We start from the raw sequence: 17,589 nt of genomic DNA on the forward strand, positions 1-17,589 counted from the left end.
CTGCCTTGCGGTTGCCAATCCTTTCGTTTCGGTTACTATCGGCCCGCCGGTTTCCGAGAGGAACTAACAGGGAATCCACCAGGCCACGGCCTGAAACGGAACTGCCCCCGCAACTGTAGGCGGCGAGCGTGCTCTACACATGCCACTGGGAACACCCGGGAAGGCGTGGGCACGCCAGGACCCGCCAGTCAGGAGACCTGCCGGCCACCTATACAACCACTGACCGGCGGGGTGACCGGGAAGGGCATTTCCGTGACCCCGGGCCGTGGCCAGGCGGGGCTTGCGGCCATGTGCTTTCCAGCGCTTGCCGCGACGGCCCAACGCTGGAGACCTGCCGTTGAACATGCTCTGCCGCCCTGCCCTTACCCTGTTGCTCGCATTGCCAATGGCTGCCCTGGCCGCGCCGGTGCACTACCCGCTCACGGTTGAAAACTGCGGCAAGTCCCTCACGTTCACTCAAGCGCCCCAGCGCGCGGTGACCATCGGCCAGGCCGGCACCGAAATGCTCTATGCGCTGGGGCTGGGCGATCGCTTGGTGGGCACTTCGCTGTGGTTCGATCAGGTACAGCCTGAGTACGCGGCGCAAAACGCGAAGGTGGAACGCCTGGCGGACAACGAGCCAAGTTTCGAGGCCGTGCTGGCCAAGCGGCCACAGCTGGTGGCGGTGCAGTTCGAATGGATGGTGGGCCCTCAGGGAGCGGTAGGTACCCGGGAGCAATTCCACGACCTGAACATTCCCACCTACCTGCTGCCTTCAGACTGCGAAGGCAAGGACAACCTCAGGGGCGCAGACGGCACCCGCCTCGAAACCTTCGACATCGCAAGCGTATACAAGAGTGTGCGCCAGCTGGCCGAAATCTTCGACGTCACGGCACGTGGCGACGCACTGGTGGAGCAGTACAAGGCGCGGCTGGCCCAAGCGGTTATCCGTGCCAGGCAACACCCGGGCAAGGACGTTTCAGCGGTGGTGTGGTTTTCCAGCGCGGACCTCGCCAGCGATCCCTTCGTAGCCGGCAAGAAGGGCGTGGCCGACTTCATGCTGAGCACGCTAGGCATTCATAACGTGGTCGAGTCCAACGAAGAATGGCCCACCGTTGGCTGGGAAACGCTCGCCCGCGCCAACCCCAGCCTGATCGTGATCGCCCGCATGGATCGCCGCCGCTTCCCCGCCGATGACTATGAAAAGAAGCTGGCGTTTCTGAAAACCGACCCCGTTACTCGCAACATGGATGCGGTGAAAAATGACCGCATCGTGATACTCGACGCCGATGCGATGCAGGCTAGCACGCGGTTGTTCACCGGCATCGAGCAACTGGCCGAAGCCAGCGAGCGTTACGCCCGATGAGGCATGGCATGCTGGCCCTCGCCAGGCCCCTGTCGTGGAGCCTACCGCTGCTGTGCGGCGCATTGCTGCTGGCAACTGTCATCGGCGAGACCTCCCTGGACATGAGCGTGGTGCTGAAGGTGCTGGCCAACAAGCTCACGGGCGCTGTTTGGGCAGTGGACCCGATCGACGAAGGCATCGTATGGAATTACCGCTTGCCCCGCGCCCTGGTGGCCGGTGCTTGCGGCGCGGGCCTGGCGATCTGCGGGGTGATTCTCCAGGCATTGTTGCGCAATGCCTTGGCTGAACCCTACCTGCTGGGTATTTCCGCAGGCGCTTCCACCGGGGCGGTGATGGTGTCCGTGCTCGGCGTGGGCGGCGGCATCGTTTCGCTGTCGGCGGGGTCGTTCCTTGGCGCGCTGTTGGCATTCGGGCTGGTGGTTTTACTCGCCCGCTCCTCACGGCTGAGTGGCAGCGCGGGGTTGATCATCCTGGCGGGAATTGCCAGCTCGCAGCTGTTCAACGCACTCACCGCGTTCGTGATCGCCCGCTCGGCCAATGCCGAGCAAGCCCGCGGCATTCTGTTCTGGCTGCTGGGCAACCTCAGCGGCGTGCGCTGGCCCTCGGTGGGCCTCGCCGTGCCGGTCGCCGTATTGGGCCTGGCCTTATGCTGGTGGCAGCGGCGGGCATTGGACGCGTTCACCTTCGGGGCAGATTCGGCCGCCTCGCTGGGCATCGCGGTGGGCCGGGTGCAGGTGCTGTTGATGACCTGTGCGGCGCTGGTTACGGCCGTCATGGTGTCCCTGGTGGGCTCCATCGGGTTCGTTGGCCTGGTGATTCCTCACGCGCTGCGCCTGTTGGTGGGGCCGGGCCATGCCCGGGTGGTCCCGCTGTCTGCTGTGGCGGGCGCGGTATTTCTGATGGCGGCGGACGTGGTGTCGCGCACCCTCATCAAGGGTCAGGTATTGCCGATCGGAGTGATCACCGCGCTGATCGGAGCGCCGGTCTTCGCCGGGTTGCTGTTGTACGGAGAGCGGCACCGATGAACAGCGCTCCGCTGCTCGCCTGCCACGGCGCAAGCTTCCACCGCAACGGCGTGCCATTGCTGGCAGGTGTATCGCTCGAGGTCTACCCCGGCGAACGGCTGGGCATCGTAGGGCCCAACGGCTCGGGGAAATCCACCCTGCTCAAGCTGATGGCCGGGATCGCCATGCCCAGCACCGGCCACGTTCAACTGACGGGCCGGTCAATGGCTGACATGAACCGCCGGGATGTGGCGCGCCTGCTCGCGCTGGTGCAGCAGCACGCAGACACCCGCGAACGCATCAGGGTATGGGATGCGGTGGCGCTAGGGCGCACACCGTGGTTGTCGGCGCTGGCCCCGTGGTGCACCGAGCACGACCGGGCCGTGGCACAGGCGCTGGAAGCGGTAAACCTGGCGCACCTGGCCCAGCGGCCCTGGCACAGCCTTTCCGGCGGGGAACGGCAGCGGGCACATCTGGCCCGGGCGCTTGCCCAGCAGCCGCGGTTACTGCTACTGGACGAGCCCACCAATCACCTGGACATTCGCCAGCAGCTGTCGCTGTTGCGGTTGATCCACAGCCTGCCGGTCACTACGGTAATCGCCTTGCACGATCTCAACCAGGCGCTGGCCTGCGACCGGGTGGCGGTACTGGACGGCGGGCGGCTGGTGGCGATCGGGGCACCTGCGCAGGTGCTTAGCCCAGAGTGCCTTGCCCACACGTTCGGGGTGCACGGGCGATGGCTGGAAGACCCCGGGCAGCGCCCGGTGCTGGTACTGGCGCCGCTCGGCTGAACCGGTACGCACACTGTATCTCAAAAAGAGACAGTGAAGTTCATTTCAATAGGATTGTCCCCATCGCTACCGCTCCGTAAGCTTCTCTCCATCGCCGGCACACACGGCAAACCTTGAACTTACGGAGCGACACACATGACCATCACCACCAAAGACACCACCGCTACTGTTGGCCGCGTTCTGCTGGCCACTCTGTTCCTGCTCAGCGGCGCCGCCAAGGTTGGCGCACCGGCGGCAACGCTTGCGTACATCCAGTCCAGCGGCATGCCCTTCCCTACGCTGGGCTATGCAGGCGCCATTGGGGTAGAGCTGGGGTTGGCCAGCCTGTTGGTAATCGGCGCGCAAACCCGGCTGGTGGCTTTGCTGATGGCGGCCTTCGCGGTGGTTACGGCGGTGCTGTTCCATAACTCGCTCGGCGACCAGGGCCAGTTCATCAACTTCTTCAAGAACATCTCCATTGCCGGTGGCCTGTTGCAGGTTGCAGCCTTCGGCGGCGGCGCCCTCAGCGTCGACGGCTGGCTGGCCCGCCGCCGGGCTAACACCTCCCTGCAAGCGGTGTAGGCCTGGCAAAGCCAAGGAACAACGTGGCGCCAAGCCAAAAAAGCACAGAGGTACAAGCCGTACCCTCACCCGCGCTCTAGCCTTGCTTCCAAAGCCAAAGCCCCGGGGCAGAGCGCTCCCCTTTCCGAAATCCTGTTCAGGCGGTTCCCATGAAAGCATTTCGTTGCAAACCCTTGCTGCTAGCCCTGGCACTGACTGCCGCCGGCCCCTTGGCCGCCCAGGCGGCGCCTACCCCTGCCGTCGCCGTGGCGCCGCAATACGACACCAGCCATGTGTATGTGGCGCCTGCCGACGTGGACCGCTTCGTGCAAAGCTTTATTGGCACCTTCGGCGGCAAAAGCACCCCACAAGTGGTGGTGAACGTGCTGCCCGTGCCTAGCAGCACCACCTCCCAGCTTCTGCAAACCCCGGTAGGCACGGTGTCGCTGTTCGGCTTTACCACCCCGGTGCCCTACCCCTTCGGCCAGGAACGCAACGGTTATCTGGTGAAGGACATGGACGCCGCGTTGGCCGCTGCCAAGGCCAACGGCGCCGACGTGATCGTCCACGACTTCCCGGACCCGATCGGCCGCGACGCTGTGGTGCAATGGCCAGGCGGCGTGAATATGCAGCTGTACTGGCACACCAAGGTGCCTGATTACGCCGCCTTCCAGAGCGTCCCGGAGAACCGTGTGTACGTCTCGCCCGAGCGCGGTGACGCGTTCATCAAGTCGTTCGTGGGCTTCGCTCACGGCAAGGTTGTGGCCGATGATCGCCGCGCCGCGGGTGAACAGGTGGGCCAGCCAGGCAAAACGTTCCGCCGCGTGAGCCTGGCGTCGGATTTCGGCAAGATGACCGTGTTCATCACCGACGGCCACCTGCCGTATCCGTATGGCCACGACACCACGGGTTACGAAGTGGCGGACCTTTCGGCCACCCTGGCCAAGGCACAGGGTTGCGGCGCGACCGTGCTGGTGCCAGCCACCAAGCAAGCGGACCGTACAGGAGCCATGGTGCAGTTCCCCGGCGGCTACGTGGCAGAAATCCACCAGCTCACCAACCCTGGGAAAGCCTGAGCCCGTGGTACAGCGCATGAGCCAGCCCTTGCGGCGTGTCACCTGTTCATGGGCACTGGCGCTGCTGTGCCCGCTGGGCTGCGCTGGCGCCCATGCGGCAGAGGCCAGCGCCACGCCCGAGAGGCCCGCCTTGAAGGCCAACCGCTGGCAGGAGGATTGGTCTGTTCTGCAAAACCCCGACGTGGCCCGCGAGCCGCTGGACAGCCTCAAGTACATCCCGTTATCCGCAGACGACCCCCAGCGCTACCTGTCGCTGGGGGCTACCTTGCGGGAGCGCTTGGAGATGAACGACGCCAAGGATTTCGGCACCCGGAACGCTCAGCGCGACACTTGGCTGATCCAACGCTTGCAGGTGCATGCCGACCTGCACCTGAACGAACACTGGCGCGTGTTTACCCAACTGGAAGACGCCCGGGCGTTCAACAAGGCATTGGTAGGTGGCGCCGACCAGAACCACCTGGACCTGCGCCTGGCCTTCGCCGAATACGTGAACCACATGGGCGACTACACCTTCAAGGCACGGGCGGGGCGGCAGGACTTTGCCTTCGACTTGCAGCGGTTCATTTCCAGCCGCGACGGCCCGAACGTGCGGCAATCTTTCGATGCCGTGTGGGCCGATTGGGAAACCCCGCTGTGGCGCTTCATCGCCCTGGCCAGCCACCCGGTGCAGTATCAGGACGAACGCCACTTCGACGACAAGTCCAATTCGGACGTGGCCTTCCACATGCTGCGGGTGGAGCGCCTGCTTGGCGGCAAGAACGAACTCTCCGCCTATTACGGGCTGTACGAGGAGCGCGACGCCAGCTACCTGGACGCCGAGGGCAGCGAGCACCGCTCGATCTTCGATGCGCGCCTGGGCGGCAGCGCGGCGGGCTATGACTGGGACCTGGAAGCGATGCTGCAACAGGGCTCGGTGGGCGCCAAGGACATCCACGCCTGGGCTGCGGGCAGCCGCACGGGGTACACCTGGGCGTCACTGCCCTGGGCGCCCCGCCTGGGCTTGCAAATTGATGCCGCCTCCGGGGACCGCCACGCTGGCGATGGCGCCCTGGGCACCTTCAACCCACTGTTCCCCAATGGCTATTACTTCTCGCTGGCGGGCTACACCGGCTACAGCAACCTGTACCACGTGAAACCCTCGCTCACGGTAAAGCCGCTCGCGGGCCTTTCCGTGCAAGCGGCAGTGGGGCTGCTGTGGCGGCAAACGACCGAGGATGCGGTGTATACGCAGCCTAACCTGCCGGTGGCCAACACCGCGGGGCACGGTGGGCGCTGGACCGGTTACTACAACCAGCTGCGCACCGATTACGCCTTCAACAAGCACCTGTCCGGTGCGGTGGAAGCCGTGCATTACGAGGCCGGCCAGGCGCTGCGTGATGCCGGTGGGCATGACAGCAATTACCTGGGCGTGGAAATGAAGTTCATGTACTGACATCCCGCGCCCGGCCTTACAGCCGGGCGCGCCTGGGCGTCAGAGGTTCTTCAGCCCCTGCGGCGATGGCGTGTAGAAGTATTCGCCGCCTTTGAGATGAACGAAGCCGCTGAAATCCGACGGCGGCGGTATGGGAATGCCCGGCCATACATGATCGGTTTGGGCCACTACGGCGTTTACCGCCTGCATCTGGCCAATGATCGGGTCAATGCCAACGGGAGCATCTGCTTCACCGAGCTTTGGAAACTTGCGATCGTTGGCCCACCGCACCTGCATGAAGTGAAATTGCCTGGCGATGGAGGCCTGATAGCTCATGAACAGTAGCCCTACCCCGTCATTGGGTTTGTCCACGAACTCTGCGGTGTCCGGGTCTTGCATCCGCACCCCGTAGGGAATGCCGCGCCGGGCCATTTGCACGCTTTTGTCGAAAGGCTGCTTGCCGGGGCTGGAGCCTCTGGGGTTGGTCTTGCGGATATGCCCCTGGAACGGGCAGCGCTCGCCCTCCTCATCCTTGCTGTAATCGAAATCGTTGTTGACCGGGGCAGCTCTGGGCGCTGGGCTCATGGTGACCGGCACGCCATTTTCGAACCGCCCTACAACCTGGGCACCGGCGATTTCCTTGTTGCTCGGGACAGGAAATATACGCTTCTGGAGCGATTCCTCCGTCTGTTTGAATCCGGCCACGTCCTGTTCCAGCTTGCGAAACACGAACAGGCTCGCCAAACCTTCTTCAGGTGCAAGGGGGTCTTCGAACATGAATTGTTCCAGCGGCGATTCCGGGTCATACACGAAACGCTCTTTGCGCCCTTTTTCGCGCGCGAGATCGCTTTTGGTCATGAGTGGTTGAGAACGGCCGTCCACATAACCGAAGTGCTCGATGCCCTCCTTGGCCTTGTTGAAGTACGCCCGCCCTTCCTGGGTAAGTAGCACGGCGAAGCCGCTGCCTGTCTTCTCAAGGGCGCTTACGCTGCGCGAGGTTGCGCGGGCAAGGTCGTCTTCGTCGTCATGGGCCAGCAGCAGCAAAACATCCACGGGCGTGGAAAAGGCCGACTGCCACGAATCGGTGGTTTGTTGGTCCAGCACTTCGGTATCCGCCGCCATGCCGCCTTCGAAGAACTCGTCCAGGGGCGTGTCGTCTGCGTCCTTGAACGCTGCGGCCTTGCCCAGCTTCACCAACCCGGCATGGCTGATGAATACCAATTGCACCAGACCGCCCGGCTCACCCGTTTCCTTGAAGCGCTTGGTTTCCCGAAACTGCGTTGCGGAGTCGGTGACGTTGTAGTGGTGAAGAAACGTGCGGGCCTGGCTCACTTCCGTGACCTCGAGAAAGAGCAAAGCGATATGGTGGCGGCCATGGCCCTTGAGGATGTTGGCCTGCAGGGCCGAGAGAAAATGGCGGGTATCGGGGTGATCGATGTCGCTATCGTCGAGTGTTCTGTCCAGATGAAAAGTCATCAAAGCGCTCCTTGTCTTTCAGGCACATCAGGCCACAGTGCTCGCGCGCGCATGTACGCGACGTAGCAATGGCGTCGGTCAGGCGAAGGACTCGATAGTGGCCGCAAGGCAAGAGTTTCTGTGGGTGTCGGCCGGGGGCTGCGCGCTGTTCACAACGCGGCGCGCCAGGCATACGCAAAGGCTGGCTTCACGGAAACGATGACGGCAGTGGAGCGTCAATGTCTTTTTGTTGTTCGAGTCATGACGCCCCAATGTTGGGGGTATAGGCCTGCAAGGCGCGCCGTGCCAGGCCTTTGGTCGGATGGATACGGCCTGGCCAGCTTTGCGCAGAAACAGGCGATAAGCGGGCTCGATACCTTGCTCATCAGGAATGATTCCTGTTTACTCCTGCTCAGTCTTTGCCAGTGCCCCGCGCCATTGCGGCACTGGCGTTCAACGGCCCCAGTGCCCCGCAAGCATGGATTCCTGCAAATGCGCTTCCTTCGATTACTTCCACGCCTGGCCGCGCTGCCATTGGCCTGCACCCTTTCCGTGGCATCGGCCGATGCCCCACTCATTCCTGGCACTCCGGTAAGCGGCGACGTGCAAGCCAGTGCCGGCCAACACTGGCAGCTCACACTGCATAAAGGCGACCTGGTGATTGGGCACCTGAAGGGCGACGCCAGCCTGCGCCTGCTGGATGAGCAGGGGCAACCGCAACGCCTGCTGGTAGACGGCACCGACATGCTGCGCGACTTCATGTTTGTGGCCGACCGGGACGGCCCGGTCACCCTGCTCCCCGAGCGGGCTGGAGCGTGGCAGCCGACGCACTATGAACTCCAGATTTCGCGGATAGTGCCCCTGACCGAGCGGCATCCCTCTGCCGAGCCCATTGAAAGCCCGACGCTGCAGGCGCTGAAGGATTCCGTACTCAAGGGTGGCACCACCCAGGCTTTCTGGGCGGAGCGCGAGCGCCAAGGCACCCCCCTGGTAGAACCTGTGGGTGCGAAAGGCGACGCCATGCGAGTTACCTTCCTGTGGAGGGGGGCCAGTCATGGCGTAACCCTGTTCGGCGCGCCGTCCGGCGACCACGACGCCTTGGCGCAGCTGGCGGGCACCGATGTGTGGTACCGCAGTTATGTGGTACCGGCTGGCACTCGCATGAGCTATCAACTGGCGCCTGATGTGCCGCAACTGGACGAACGCTTCCCGGATCGCCGCCGCGCGGTGCTGGCCACCTTGCAACGCGACCCACTCAACCCACTCACCTTCGCCAGCGAGCCCGGCGACGACAAATACCGGCAGCGGTCGCTGCTCGTGCTTCAAGGCGCGCCCGCGCAGCCCTGGCTGCAGGCCGATCCACAGGTCGCCAAAGGTACGCTCGAACGGGTGGCAGTGGACAGCAAGGCGCTGGGCAACCGCCGCGATGTCTACCTCTACCGGCCGGCGGGGTGGCAGGCAGACTCCGCCGAGCGAGGCTTGCTGGTGCTCTTCGACGCCCAGGCTTACCTGCGCCAGGTGCCTACCCCTGCCCTGTTGGACAACCTGATCGCGGCCAAACGCATTCCGCCCACCGCCGCGCTGCTGGTGGGCAACCCCACGGCCGAATCCCGCGGGCATGAGCTGCCGCCCAACCCGCTGTTCGCGCGCTTTCTATCGGAAGAATTGTTGCCCTGGGCCAAACGCCAGGGCATTTCGGCCGAAGGCCACCGCACCGTACTGGCGGGCTCCAGCTATGGCGGGATCGCGTCTACCTATGCGGCGCTGCGCTACCCGCAGCAATTTGGCAACGTGCTCAGCCTCTCGGGCTCTTACTGGTGGAGCCCGCGCGGCGAGGAGCCTGGCTGGCTCACTCGTTTCGCCCGCGACGCTCAACCCGAGCCGGTGCGCTTCTTCATGCGCGCGGGCCTGTTCGAGCGCGGCCATGGCGGGCACATGGACCTCTTGGGCAGCAACCGCCACATGCGCGACGTGCTGGTCGCCAAGGGCTACACCGTGAACTATGGCGAGTACGCCGGCGGCCATGACTACGCCCAATGGGGCGGGGAACTGGCAACCGGGCTGGAGGCGTTGCTGGGCAAGCCCGGTCAGGCGCGCCCGGATTGATGCACCGGGCTCAAGGCACATCGGCCGCACGTGGCTCATGGATCGGGCAGCCACGGTGCTGCGCCCGAAACCCGGCGGAGTGTTCGTAGGCAGGCTTGCGCATCCGCATGATTCCCCCCAGTGGGCAGTGCGCCGCCAGGCCATGCCAGGAGCTGAAGGACATCCCGTCATCCACGGCGGCTATCCGCTCCGGTGCCCAGGCGGCTTGCCGCGGCACCTCTATGCGCGCCACGGCTACGGGCGCCTTGTCGGTGGTTTTCGCCAGTAGCTCCAAGGTTTTCAGGAAGGCCTTGGGCGTGGCCGCGGTGAAGCCTATCGCCTTGCGTCAGTTACCTGCCCACTCCACCACGTTCACGTCCTTGCCTATATAGATGCGCATGAGGTCACTGCCCAGAAGGACCTTGCCATTGGGCCAGGCCTTTTTCGCCCGGGTAACCAAGGCGTCGTCGCTGTTGGTTTCATCCTGCGGGCCAGGGCGGGAGATATGGGAGAACACCGCCAGCTTCGGCTCAGCCTTGGCGAATACTTCGCCCGCCTGTTCGGCAGTGGTGTGGTGGCCGACGTTCGCCTTGGCCCAGTCCTCGTCCACATGGTGCGTGGACACACCGCCTACCTCATGCACCAGCACATCGGCGCCCCGGGCGTTTTCGATCACCCGCTCGTCGTAACGGGTGTCCCCAGACAGCGCCACGGTATGGCCGTTGTACTGCACCTTGTAGCCGTAGCTGGGCTTGATCCGATCGCCATGATTGACCTCGAAAGCCGTGACCTTCACCCCCTTGCGCTCGAACACCACCCCGGGGCGGTTGAAGGTGTGGGCATTGATGCGCTGGGCTTCGGGCTTCACCTCGTTGTCGTCACGGCGAATGCGCAGGTCGGCCGACATCATCATTTCCATCCCTTCGACCAGGGTTTGCAGGCCGGGCGGGCCATACAGCTCAAAGGGCGCGGTACGGCGGTTTTGCGGGCTGGGCAGGAACCCCGTGGCCCAGAGGTCTGGCAGGCCGTTGATGTGATCGGAATGGAAATGGGTGAGGAAGGTTGCGCTGACCTTGCCCAGGGGGATGCCCAACTGAGACAGCCGAATGGCGTTGCCGCGACCGGCGTCGAACACCAGGTTCAGGCCATTGGCCTGTACCAGGGTGGAGTAGCCGAAGCGCTTGGGGTCCAACGTGGGGGTGCCGGTGCCCAGCAGGGTAACCACCATGTCGGCGTCCTTGGCCAACGTATCAGCTTGCGGCGTTTGCGGCACGGGCTCGGCATGGGCGACAGCACCCACAGCAAGGGCTGCGGTAAACACGGCAAGCAGCGAGAGGTGTTTCATGGGGTGATTACATCCTTTGTAGTGGGCTGACACGCGGGCCGGTTCGCTTCGGCGCCAGCACGCTAACGCTCGCGAGCGACGCAAGACAGTGTAATTTTCTTCGTGTGGCAGCGGTTTTGTTTATACGCCCCGGCCTACCCCGCCGAGGGGCATCAGTTGACCCGGCTGGCGCGTAGAAAATCCGCCCACTTGCGCACAAGGTAGTTGTGTTCGTCCATCACCGCGTTCCATACCCCGATGTGGCCCATGCGTTGTGCATAGGCGCCGCCTTCTCGAACCTCGCCCGGCTCGATCAGCGGCTCGCCGTCACTGCCCGGCAGCGCTTCGGCCGCCGGCTTGCCGTCGTACCAGTAATCCCATTCGGCGGGGGATAAATGATCGCGGGCGCGCGGCGGATTGGAAATGTAGAAACCCTGACGTGCCATCACCGCGCCGGGCCAACCGGAGAGCCACCAGTTGAGGTAGGCATAGGCCGCATCCTTTACCCGCCCTTCGAGACAGCGCGATAACGAGAGCCCGCCGAACCAGGCGCGATAGCCTTCCTGGGGTGCGGCCAAGCGATACTTCAGGCCCGCGCGGTGCAGGCGCATCAAGGTAGGCGACCACAAGCTCTGGATATGCACATCGGGGCCAAGCATCAGCTCGCCAGCTTCGCGGTCGTCCGACCAGAAGGCCGCAAAGTGCCCTTGACGCTGGCGCTGGATCAAGCACCGGGCCAGGGTGTCGATCTCATCCAGGCGCAGGTTGCCGATGTTGTCAAAGTGCGCCAGCCCGCTGGCCTGCACAGCCAGCGCTGCGTCCAGTGCGCCAATCGCGGCGTCACTTTGCAAGGCAGCGTGACCACACCAGCCTTTGGCCAAGAGCCACGCCCAGCTTTCGGTTTGGCCGGCGAGCGAAGGCGGAAGGTGCTCCGGACGGTAGGCAAAGCTGTCGGCGTTGTGGGTGAGCGGCAGCATGCTGATGAAATCGCTGCGCTGGCTACCCAGGCTGCCGTCGTGTTGCACGAACAGCCGGTCGCACGGCAGGCTGCCCCGGGCCAGGCGGTCGTTGGAATGCAAACGGCCCAGCTTGGGCAGGTCGTTGATCTCGTCCCACAAGGCCACGCGGCGGGTATCGATTGGCTGGATGGCACGGGCTGGCCATACGAAATCGACGTTATGAAACCACTGGTCATAGAGGTCGTAACTGTGCGGCGCCATCACCGCAATGCGCTGGGCCGCCTGGATTTCATGGATGTGATATTCCAGGCGGATGCCCAGTTCTTGCTCAGCGCGCACACGAATGGTTTCGAGCAGCGTGACCGATGTACCTAATACGCGCAGCGTGATCGGTTGGCTCATGCCGCTTGGCCAACCTCACCTAGAAAGGCCCGGCAGGAGCGGCGCAGTTGATGGGTGTCCAGGCCTCGCACGATGAACACCAGCCGTGACCGCGGCGCACCACCCGGCCAGGCCTGCAGGTGCACGGGGGCATGCAGGCAGTGCTGTACGCCATGGATAACAATAGGTTGCGGGGAATCAATCACGTCGAGCAGGCCCTTGACCCGAAGAATACGTTCGCCGTGGCATCTTAACAGCATGGACAGCCACACCCCAAAAGCCACCCAGTCCAGCGGCCGGTCGAATTCGAGGCAGCAGATTTGAGCGGTGCCGTGGCGGCTGTCGTCTACCGCGCCGAACAGCTGCCAGCCCTGCACTTCGGCAGCCGGGTCGCTGCCTCGCAGGCCTTCGCCGAGCAACAGCTGATCGCCCGCCACGATGTGCTGGGTCAATGCCTGGCTGGCGGAGGGGTTGAGCGCGGCCAGCCGGGACTGCACGCTCGCCAGGGTAGCCGGCTGTACCCGATCACTCTTGCTCAGCAGCAGGCGGTCGGCTGCCGTCACCTGGGTGAGCCATTCGGGGTGCAAACGTTCTTGCAGTTGCGCCTGCTCGGCATCCACCACGGTCACCAGCAGCCCCAGGTGATAGCGGCCACGCAATTGAGGATCGCGCAATAAGGTGGCGACAATCGGCGCGGGGTCGGCCAAGCCGGTCGTTTCCAGCAGCACCCGGCGAAACGCCGGGATCTCCCCGCGCTCGCGCCGGGCGTGAAGGTCGAGAAGGGCCTGACGCAGGTCCCCGTTCACGGTGCAGCACACGCAACCGCCGGCCAGCAGTACGGTGCCCGGCGCCACTTCTTCCACCAGCAGGTGGTCGATGCCGACATCGCCGAACTCATTGATCAGCAGCGCGCTGTCGCCGAGGGTGTCGCCGGCCAGCAGCCGATTGAGAAGCGTGGTCTTGCCGCTGCCGAGGAAGCCGGTGATCACGTTCACCGGCAGGCTCATGAGCGAGCCTCCAGGGCTTCAAGAATGCGTGGGTCGAGCGGGTCCAGCGGTTTGCCGATCAATGCCTGCGCCTGTTGCCACAGGTCTTCAAGCCCGGTGGCAAGGGCCTGACGCCCCGTGGCCCCTTGCAGCAGATAGGAAGCGCCCTGCACGTCGCTCACGGTGACCCGGAAAGGTGCAATCACGCGATTGATCGCGGCGATACGGCGCAGCCGCTCACGCCGCCGGGGCAAGCTGTCCCCCAAGGGGTCGCTCCAGTGCCCGTCCTCGCCGATCAGCCCACATAAACCACACATGGTTGTCCTCCTTTATAAACACCAGCCTATGCAGGCCTGTTCCCGGGTTTCACCCGGCCCTACGGCTCACGGCATCACATCCCCGGAGTTGGGCCCCAGGGTCTGGCCAACGAACAGGTTGCCGCCGGGCTCGGAGGCTAGCAGCACGGCCACAGGGGCAACCTCCTCGGCCCGGCCGAAGCGCCCTAACGGCAACTCCTTCGCCTTGGCGGTTTTCCAGGCCTGGCTGATTCCCTCCACCAAGGCGGTGTCGATCGGGCCAGGGGCGATCGCATTGACCAGTACATTGTGCTGGCTTACTTCCAGCGCCAGGGACTTGGTAAAGCCGATCACCCCGGCCTTGGCCGCAGCGTAGTGGCACAGCTCCGCCCCGCCCTTTATCCCTAGTTGCGAGGCCACATTGATGATGCGGCCCCAGCGCTGAGCGAGCATGTGCGGTAGCGCGCGCTGGCTGGCGATGAACACGCTGGTAAGGTCTACACGAAGCATGTCGTCCCACATCTGCTGGGTAAGGTCCACGCACGGCGCCTGGGTGAGCATACCGGCGTTATTCACCAGGATGTCGATGCCACCAAACGCCATCAGGCAGGCATCAACCCCCGCTTGCGCGCCTTCACGCAGGCCCACGTCCGCCATGCACTCCACCACTTGCGCGCCCATGTGACGGCATCGCTCGGCAACTAGCGCCAGTCGATCACCGTCGCGGTCACACAACACCAGCCGCGCCCCGGCCTCTGCATAGGCCTGGGCGATGGCCGCACCGATGCCACTGGCGGCACCCGTGATCACCGCGCGGCGGTTATTCAAGTTCATGGCTCGCTCCTATTCCGGCCAACGGACGGTAAGCCCGCCGTCGACGATGATGCTTTGCCCAGTGATGTAGCTGGCAAGGTCGCTTGTCAGGAACCGCACCAGCTCGGCGACTTCACTGGCCTTGCCTACGCGCCCCAGCGGAATGCCCCGCGCCGCCTGCGCCAAGCCCTCGGGCCCCAGCGAGTTCTGCGCGTCCAGTGACTGCGGGGTTTCGATCAGCCCCGGAATCACCGCGTTGCAGCGGATCCCCCGGCTCGCCAGCTCCACGGCAAGCGAGCGACACAGCCCCGGAACGCCGGCCTTGGCGGCGGCATAATGGGCGTGGTCCTGCCAGCCGTAGACGCCGCCAGCAATGGAAGAAACCGCCACCAACGCACCGGCGCCCTGCATGTGCCGCACGGCGCTGCGAAACGTGCGCATCACCCCCGTGAGGTCTACGTCGAGCATGCCGTTCCAGGCCTCGTCAGTCATTTCCAGCAGGGGGGCGCGTCGTAACAGCCCGGCGTTGGCCACGGCGTAATCGAGCCGGCCAAAGCGTTCAACGCCGGCAGCTGCCAGCGCATCCAGCGAGGCGCCGTCGGTGACGTCCGCGGGCAACATCAGGCATTCACCGCCTGCAGCGGCTACCTGCTGGCGGGTGTGTTCGGGGTTGTGGGGGTCTCCCGGGAAATAGCCGCCTACCACATGCACGCCGTTACGCGCATAGGCCACAGCAAGGGCCTGGCCAATGCCGCTGGCGGCGCCGGTGATCAGCGCCACAGGTTCAGAGTTGCTCATATGGGTTCTCCGATCACTTGATGTGGGTGGGGTCGACGTGGCGCGCCGCCCACATCACCACTCCGGACAGGAAGCAGGGCAAGGCACCGAACCACAGCGCCGCGCTGTGCCACTCGCCGCCTGCTGACAGCACGCCGGTAATGCCCAGGCCGGCCAGGATCGCCCCAACCGGCCCCATGGCATGAACGATGGCGCCGCCGGTTGCGCGGATGCTGGTGGGGAAGCTTTCGCCCATGAAGAACAGCATGGCCGAGTACGGACCGGTGAGGAAAAACAGGCCCAGGCTGTAAAGGGCGACCACGATGCCAAGCTGGCTTGGCGCCTGCACCATCGCGAAAAAGCTGACGCCGCCCAACATCCAGCCGATGGCCACAGTGTTGCGCCGGCCAATACGGTCACCCAGCCAGCCGTGGAACAGGTAGCCGATGAAGCCCACCAGGTTCGACAGCACCAGAATCCACAGGGAATTTTCGAACGACAGGCCGTGCACGCTCACAATTACCGACGTACCCAGCACACTGAACACCTGGATCGCCGACCAGTTGAGGAGGATCGCCAGGCTCAACACCAACGTCGGGCGCAGCGCGGCGCCACGGAAGGCCGCGGCCACACCGGCCTTGGCGTGATCGTCGTAGTCCACTTCATGCGCGCGGGCCAAGGCCCTGGCTTCGGCCTCCTGCCCCGCCTTGCGCAGCGTCTGGATGCGCTGATGGACCTGGAACTGCGGGCTCTCCTTCAACTTGCGCGCCAGCACGGCAATCACAAACGCTGGCACGGCGGCGAAGATAAAGCACCCTTGCCAGCCGATGTGCGGCAGCAGCAGCGCCGTGAGCCCCGCGGCGATCAACGCCCCTACCGGCCAGCCGCTTTGCACCAGGCTATACACAAAGCCCTTGCGCTTGACCAGGCGAGGGTCGTCGGAAGCTGCGTAGATCTCGGTGAGGTAGGTAGCGTTCACGCCCTCCTCCGCATACCCAAGGCCGGCCACTGAACGTACGCCGATCAAGGCGCCCTTGCCCATCCCGGCGCATACGGCGGTAAGCGCGGAACACAACGCCGCCCCGCCAATGGTGAACATGATGCCGCCGCGGCGGCCGATACGGTCTACCAGCGGCCCAATAGCAAAGGCCACCACGGCGCCACCGACGGCGACCCAGGTGGCAATCTCGGCCTGCTCCGCTTGGCTCCAGCTGAAATGCCCACCCATCACCGGCAGCAGCGTGCCGAACAGGATGAAGTCATACACAGCGAATACCCAGGCAAAGAAGGCAATCCAGGTGGCGTAGACGACATCCTTGGACGCCAGCGGAACCGGCGCCCAACTGTCCGACGGTGGCATGTGCAACGGCGTAGCGGTTTGCGTGGTCATGGTGAGGGTCTCGATGAAGGGGAATCAGCGTTGCCGGGGCTGGCGGGAAACAAAGTCGTCGGCGATTTCGTCCATGGTGACGAAGCGCACGCCTTCATGGCCGCGGATGTACTCGATCAGCCGCTCCAGCATCAGCAGCACCTGTGGCCGGCCAGAGACATCCGGGTGGATGGTGATGGGGAACACGGCATAGTCCATTTCGCGGTACACCCAGTCGAACTGGTCGCGCCACATCACCTCGATGTCGCGCGGGTTGACGAAGCCATGGCTGTTGGGTGCTTTCTTGATGAACATCATTGGCGGCAGGTCGTCGAGGTACCAATTGGCGGGGATTTCCACCAGGTCGGTTTCCTGGCCGCGCACCAGCGGCTTCATCCAGGTGTCGGGGTGGGCGCTGTAGTCGATCTTCGTCCAGCTGTCCTTCACCCGTACGTAATAGGGGGTGAAGTCGTTGTGCATCAGGCTGTGGTCGTACTTGATGCCTTTTTTGAGCAGCAGCTCGTTGGTGACGTTGCTGAATTCCCACCAAGGGGCCACGTAACCGGTCGGCCGCTTGCCGGCCAGGGCGGTAATCAGCTCGATGGCTTTATCGAGCACCACCTCTTCCTGCTCGGGAGTCATGGCGATAGGGTTTTCGTGGCTATAGCCATGGATGCCGATCTCGTGGCCCGCCGCAGCCACCGCCTTCATTTGCTCAGGGAAGGTTTCCACCGAGTGCCCAGGGATGAACCAGGTGGTGCGCAGCTGGTATTTGTCGAACAGCTTGAGCAGCCTCGGCGCGCCCACTTCCCCGGCGAACAGCCCGCGGGAAATATCGTCGGGCGAATCCTCCCCACCGTAAGAGCCTAGCCAGCCAGCAACCGCATCCACGTCCACACCAATGGACACCAGAATTTCTTTTGCCATCGTTCAGTCCTCAACGTGCCCGGTACGGTGGTTCGGGTGCGAAGGCCGGG

17 protein-coding genes, 1 pseudogene and 1 riboswitch are annotated in these 17,589 nt (G+C 64.3%); of the genes and pseudogenes, 8 read left to right on the forward strand and 10 right to left on the reverse strand.

The window, feature by feature from the left end:
- Positions 1-30: 30 nt before the first annotated feature.
- A riboswitch (cobalamin riboswitch) is annotated at positions 31-219 on the forward strand.
- 118 nt (positions 220-337) lie between these two features.
- The 6 genes from G7016_RS16940 (at position 338) to G7016_RS16965 (ending at position 6,188) form a co-directional block, all read left to right on the forward strand.
- Positions 338-1,345, forward strand: a complete 1,008-nt coding sequence (locus G7016_RS16940; protein WP_375139703.1) for an ABC transporter substrate-binding protein — start codon at positions 338-340, stop codon at positions 1,343-1,345.
- An 8-nt stretch (positions 1,346-1,353) separates the two neighbouring features.
- The gene (locus tag G7016_RS16945) at positions 1,354-2,370 is read left to right on the forward strand and encodes a FecCD family ABC transporter permease (RefSeq protein WP_375139228.1); all 1,017 of its coding nucleotides are present in this window, start codon (positions 1,354-1,356) and stop codon (positions 2,368-2,370) included.
- Positions 2,367-3,140 (forward strand): ABC transporter ATP-binding protein, encoded by a 774-nt coding sequence (locus G7016_RS16950; RefSeq protein WP_181116728.1) that lies wholly within the window; start codon positions 2,367-2,369, stop codon positions 3,138-3,140. The genes G7016_RS16945 and G7016_RS16950 overlap by 4 nt, the downstream gene beginning before the upstream one ends.
- 135 nt (positions 3,141-3,275) lie before the next feature.
- The gene (locus G7016_RS16955) at positions 3,276-3,701 is read left to right on the forward strand and encodes a DoxX family protein (protein WP_181116732.1); all 426 of its coding nucleotides are present in this window, start codon (positions 3,276-3,278) and stop codon (positions 3,699-3,701) included.
- A gap of 149 nt (positions 3,702-3,850) precedes the next feature.
- On the forward strand, positions 3,851-4,756 hold the full coding sequence (locus G7016_RS16960) for a glyoxalase (protein ID WP_181116736.1): 906 nt from the start codon (positions 3,851-3,853) through the stop codon (positions 4,754-4,756).
- Positions 4,757-4,772: 16 nt separating this feature from the next.
- Positions 4,773-6,188, forward strand: coding sequence for an alginate export family protein (locus G7016_RS16965; protein ID WP_181116739.1), 1,416 nt, complete (start codon positions 4,773-4,775; stop codon positions 6,186-6,188).
- 39 nt (positions 6,189-6,227) lie between these two features.
- On the opposite strand, the gene G7016_RS16970 is transcribed toward G7016_RS16965, so the two are convergent.
- Positions 6,228-7,643, reverse strand: coding sequence for a Dyp-type peroxidase (locus G7016_RS16970; RefSeq protein ID WP_181116742.1), 1,416 nt, complete (start codon positions 7,641-7,643; stop codon positions 6,228-6,230).
- Between the two features lie 471 nt (positions 7,644-8,114).
- On the opposite strand from G7016_RS16970, the gene fes reads away from it, so the two are divergent.
- Positions 8,115-9,728 (forward strand): enterochelin esterase, encoded by a 1,614-nt coding sequence (fes, locus tag G7016_RS16975; protein ID WP_181116750.1) that lies wholly within the window; start codon positions 8,115-8,117, stop codon positions 9,726-9,728.
- 10 nt (positions 9,729-9,738) lie between these two features.
- On the opposite strand, the pseudogene G7016_RS16980 reads toward fes, so the two are convergent.
- Positions 9,739-9,966, reverse strand: a pseudogene (locus tag G7016_RS16980) (catalase); the annotation flags it as partial.
- On the opposite strand from G7016_RS16980, the gene G7016_RS25620 reads away from it, so the two are divergent.
- The gene (locus G7016_RS25620; protein ID WP_375139231.1) at positions 9,911-10,099 is read left to right on the forward strand and encodes a hypothetical protein; all 189 of its coding nucleotides are present in this window, start codon (positions 9,911-9,913) and stop codon (positions 10,097-10,099) included. The pseudogene G7016_RS16980 and the gene G7016_RS25620 sit on opposite strands and share 56 nt — an antisense overlap.
- Here G7016_RS25620 and G7016_RS16985 read toward each other — a convergent pair.
- From G7016_RS16985 to G7016_RS17020, 8 genes are all read right to left on the reverse strand, one after another.
- The gene (locus G7016_RS16985) at positions 10,054-11,052 is read right to left on the reverse strand and encodes an MBL fold metallo-hydrolase (protein ID WP_181116753.1); all 999 of its coding nucleotides are present in this window, start codon (positions 11,050-11,052) and stop codon (positions 10,054-10,056) included. The two genes, G7016_RS25620 and G7016_RS16985, sit on opposite strands and share 46 nt — an antisense overlap.
- A 152-nt stretch (positions 11,053-11,204) precedes the next feature.
- Positions 11,205-12,392 carry an ABC transporter substrate-binding protein gene (locus tag G7016_RS16990; RefSeq protein WP_181116756.1) on the reverse strand — a complete coding sequence of 396 codons (1,188 nt, stop codon included), beginning with the start codon at positions 12,390-12,392 and terminating at the stop codon, positions 11,205-11,207.
- On the reverse strand, positions 12,389-13,378 hold the full coding sequence (locus G7016_RS16995) for a CobW family GTP-binding protein (RefSeq protein ID WP_181116759.1): 990 nt from the start codon (positions 13,376-13,378) through the stop codon (positions 12,389-12,391). Before G7016_RS16995 ends, G7016_RS16990 begins: the two co-directional genes overlap by 4 nt.
- Positions 13,375-13,674 carry a hypothetical protein gene (locus G7016_RS17000; RefSeq protein WP_181116762.1) on the reverse strand — a complete coding sequence of 100 codons (300 nt, stop codon included), beginning with the start codon at positions 13,672-13,674 and terminating at the stop codon, positions 13,375-13,377. Before G7016_RS17000 ends, G7016_RS16995 begins: the two co-directional genes overlap by 4 nt.
- A 66-nt stretch (positions 13,675-13,740) precedes the next feature.
- Positions 13,741-14,487, reverse strand: a complete 747-nt coding sequence (locus G7016_RS17005; protein ID WP_181116765.1) for an SDR family NAD(P)-dependent oxidoreductase — start codon at positions 14,485-14,487, stop codon at positions 13,741-13,743.
- A gap of 9 nt (positions 14,488-14,496) precedes the next feature.
- The gene (locus G7016_RS17010; RefSeq protein WP_181116768.1) at positions 14,497-15,264 is read right to left on the reverse strand and encodes an SDR family oxidoreductase; all 768 of its coding nucleotides are present in this window, start codon (positions 15,262-15,264) and stop codon (positions 14,497-14,499) included.
- 13 nt (positions 15,265-15,277) lie between these two features.
- On the reverse strand, positions 15,278-16,603 hold the full coding sequence (locus tag G7016_RS17015) for an MFS transporter (RefSeq protein WP_181116953.1): 1,326 nt from the start codon (positions 16,601-16,603) through the stop codon (positions 15,278-15,280).
- A 54-nt stretch (positions 16,604-16,657) separates the two neighbouring features.
- Positions 16,658-17,539, reverse strand: a complete 882-nt coding sequence (locus tag G7016_RS17020; RefSeq protein ID WP_181116771.1) for a polysaccharide deacetylase family protein — start codon at positions 17,537-17,539, stop codon at positions 16,658-16,660.
- Positions 17,540-17,589 lie beyond the last annotated feature (50 nt).

Origin of the sequence: Pseudomonas japonica (genome assembly GCF_013522925.1) — a bacterium.
Taxonomy (GTDB): Bacteria; Pseudomonadota; Gammaproteobacteria; order Pseudomonadales; family Pseudomonadaceae; genus Aquipseudomonas; species Aquipseudomonas japonica_A.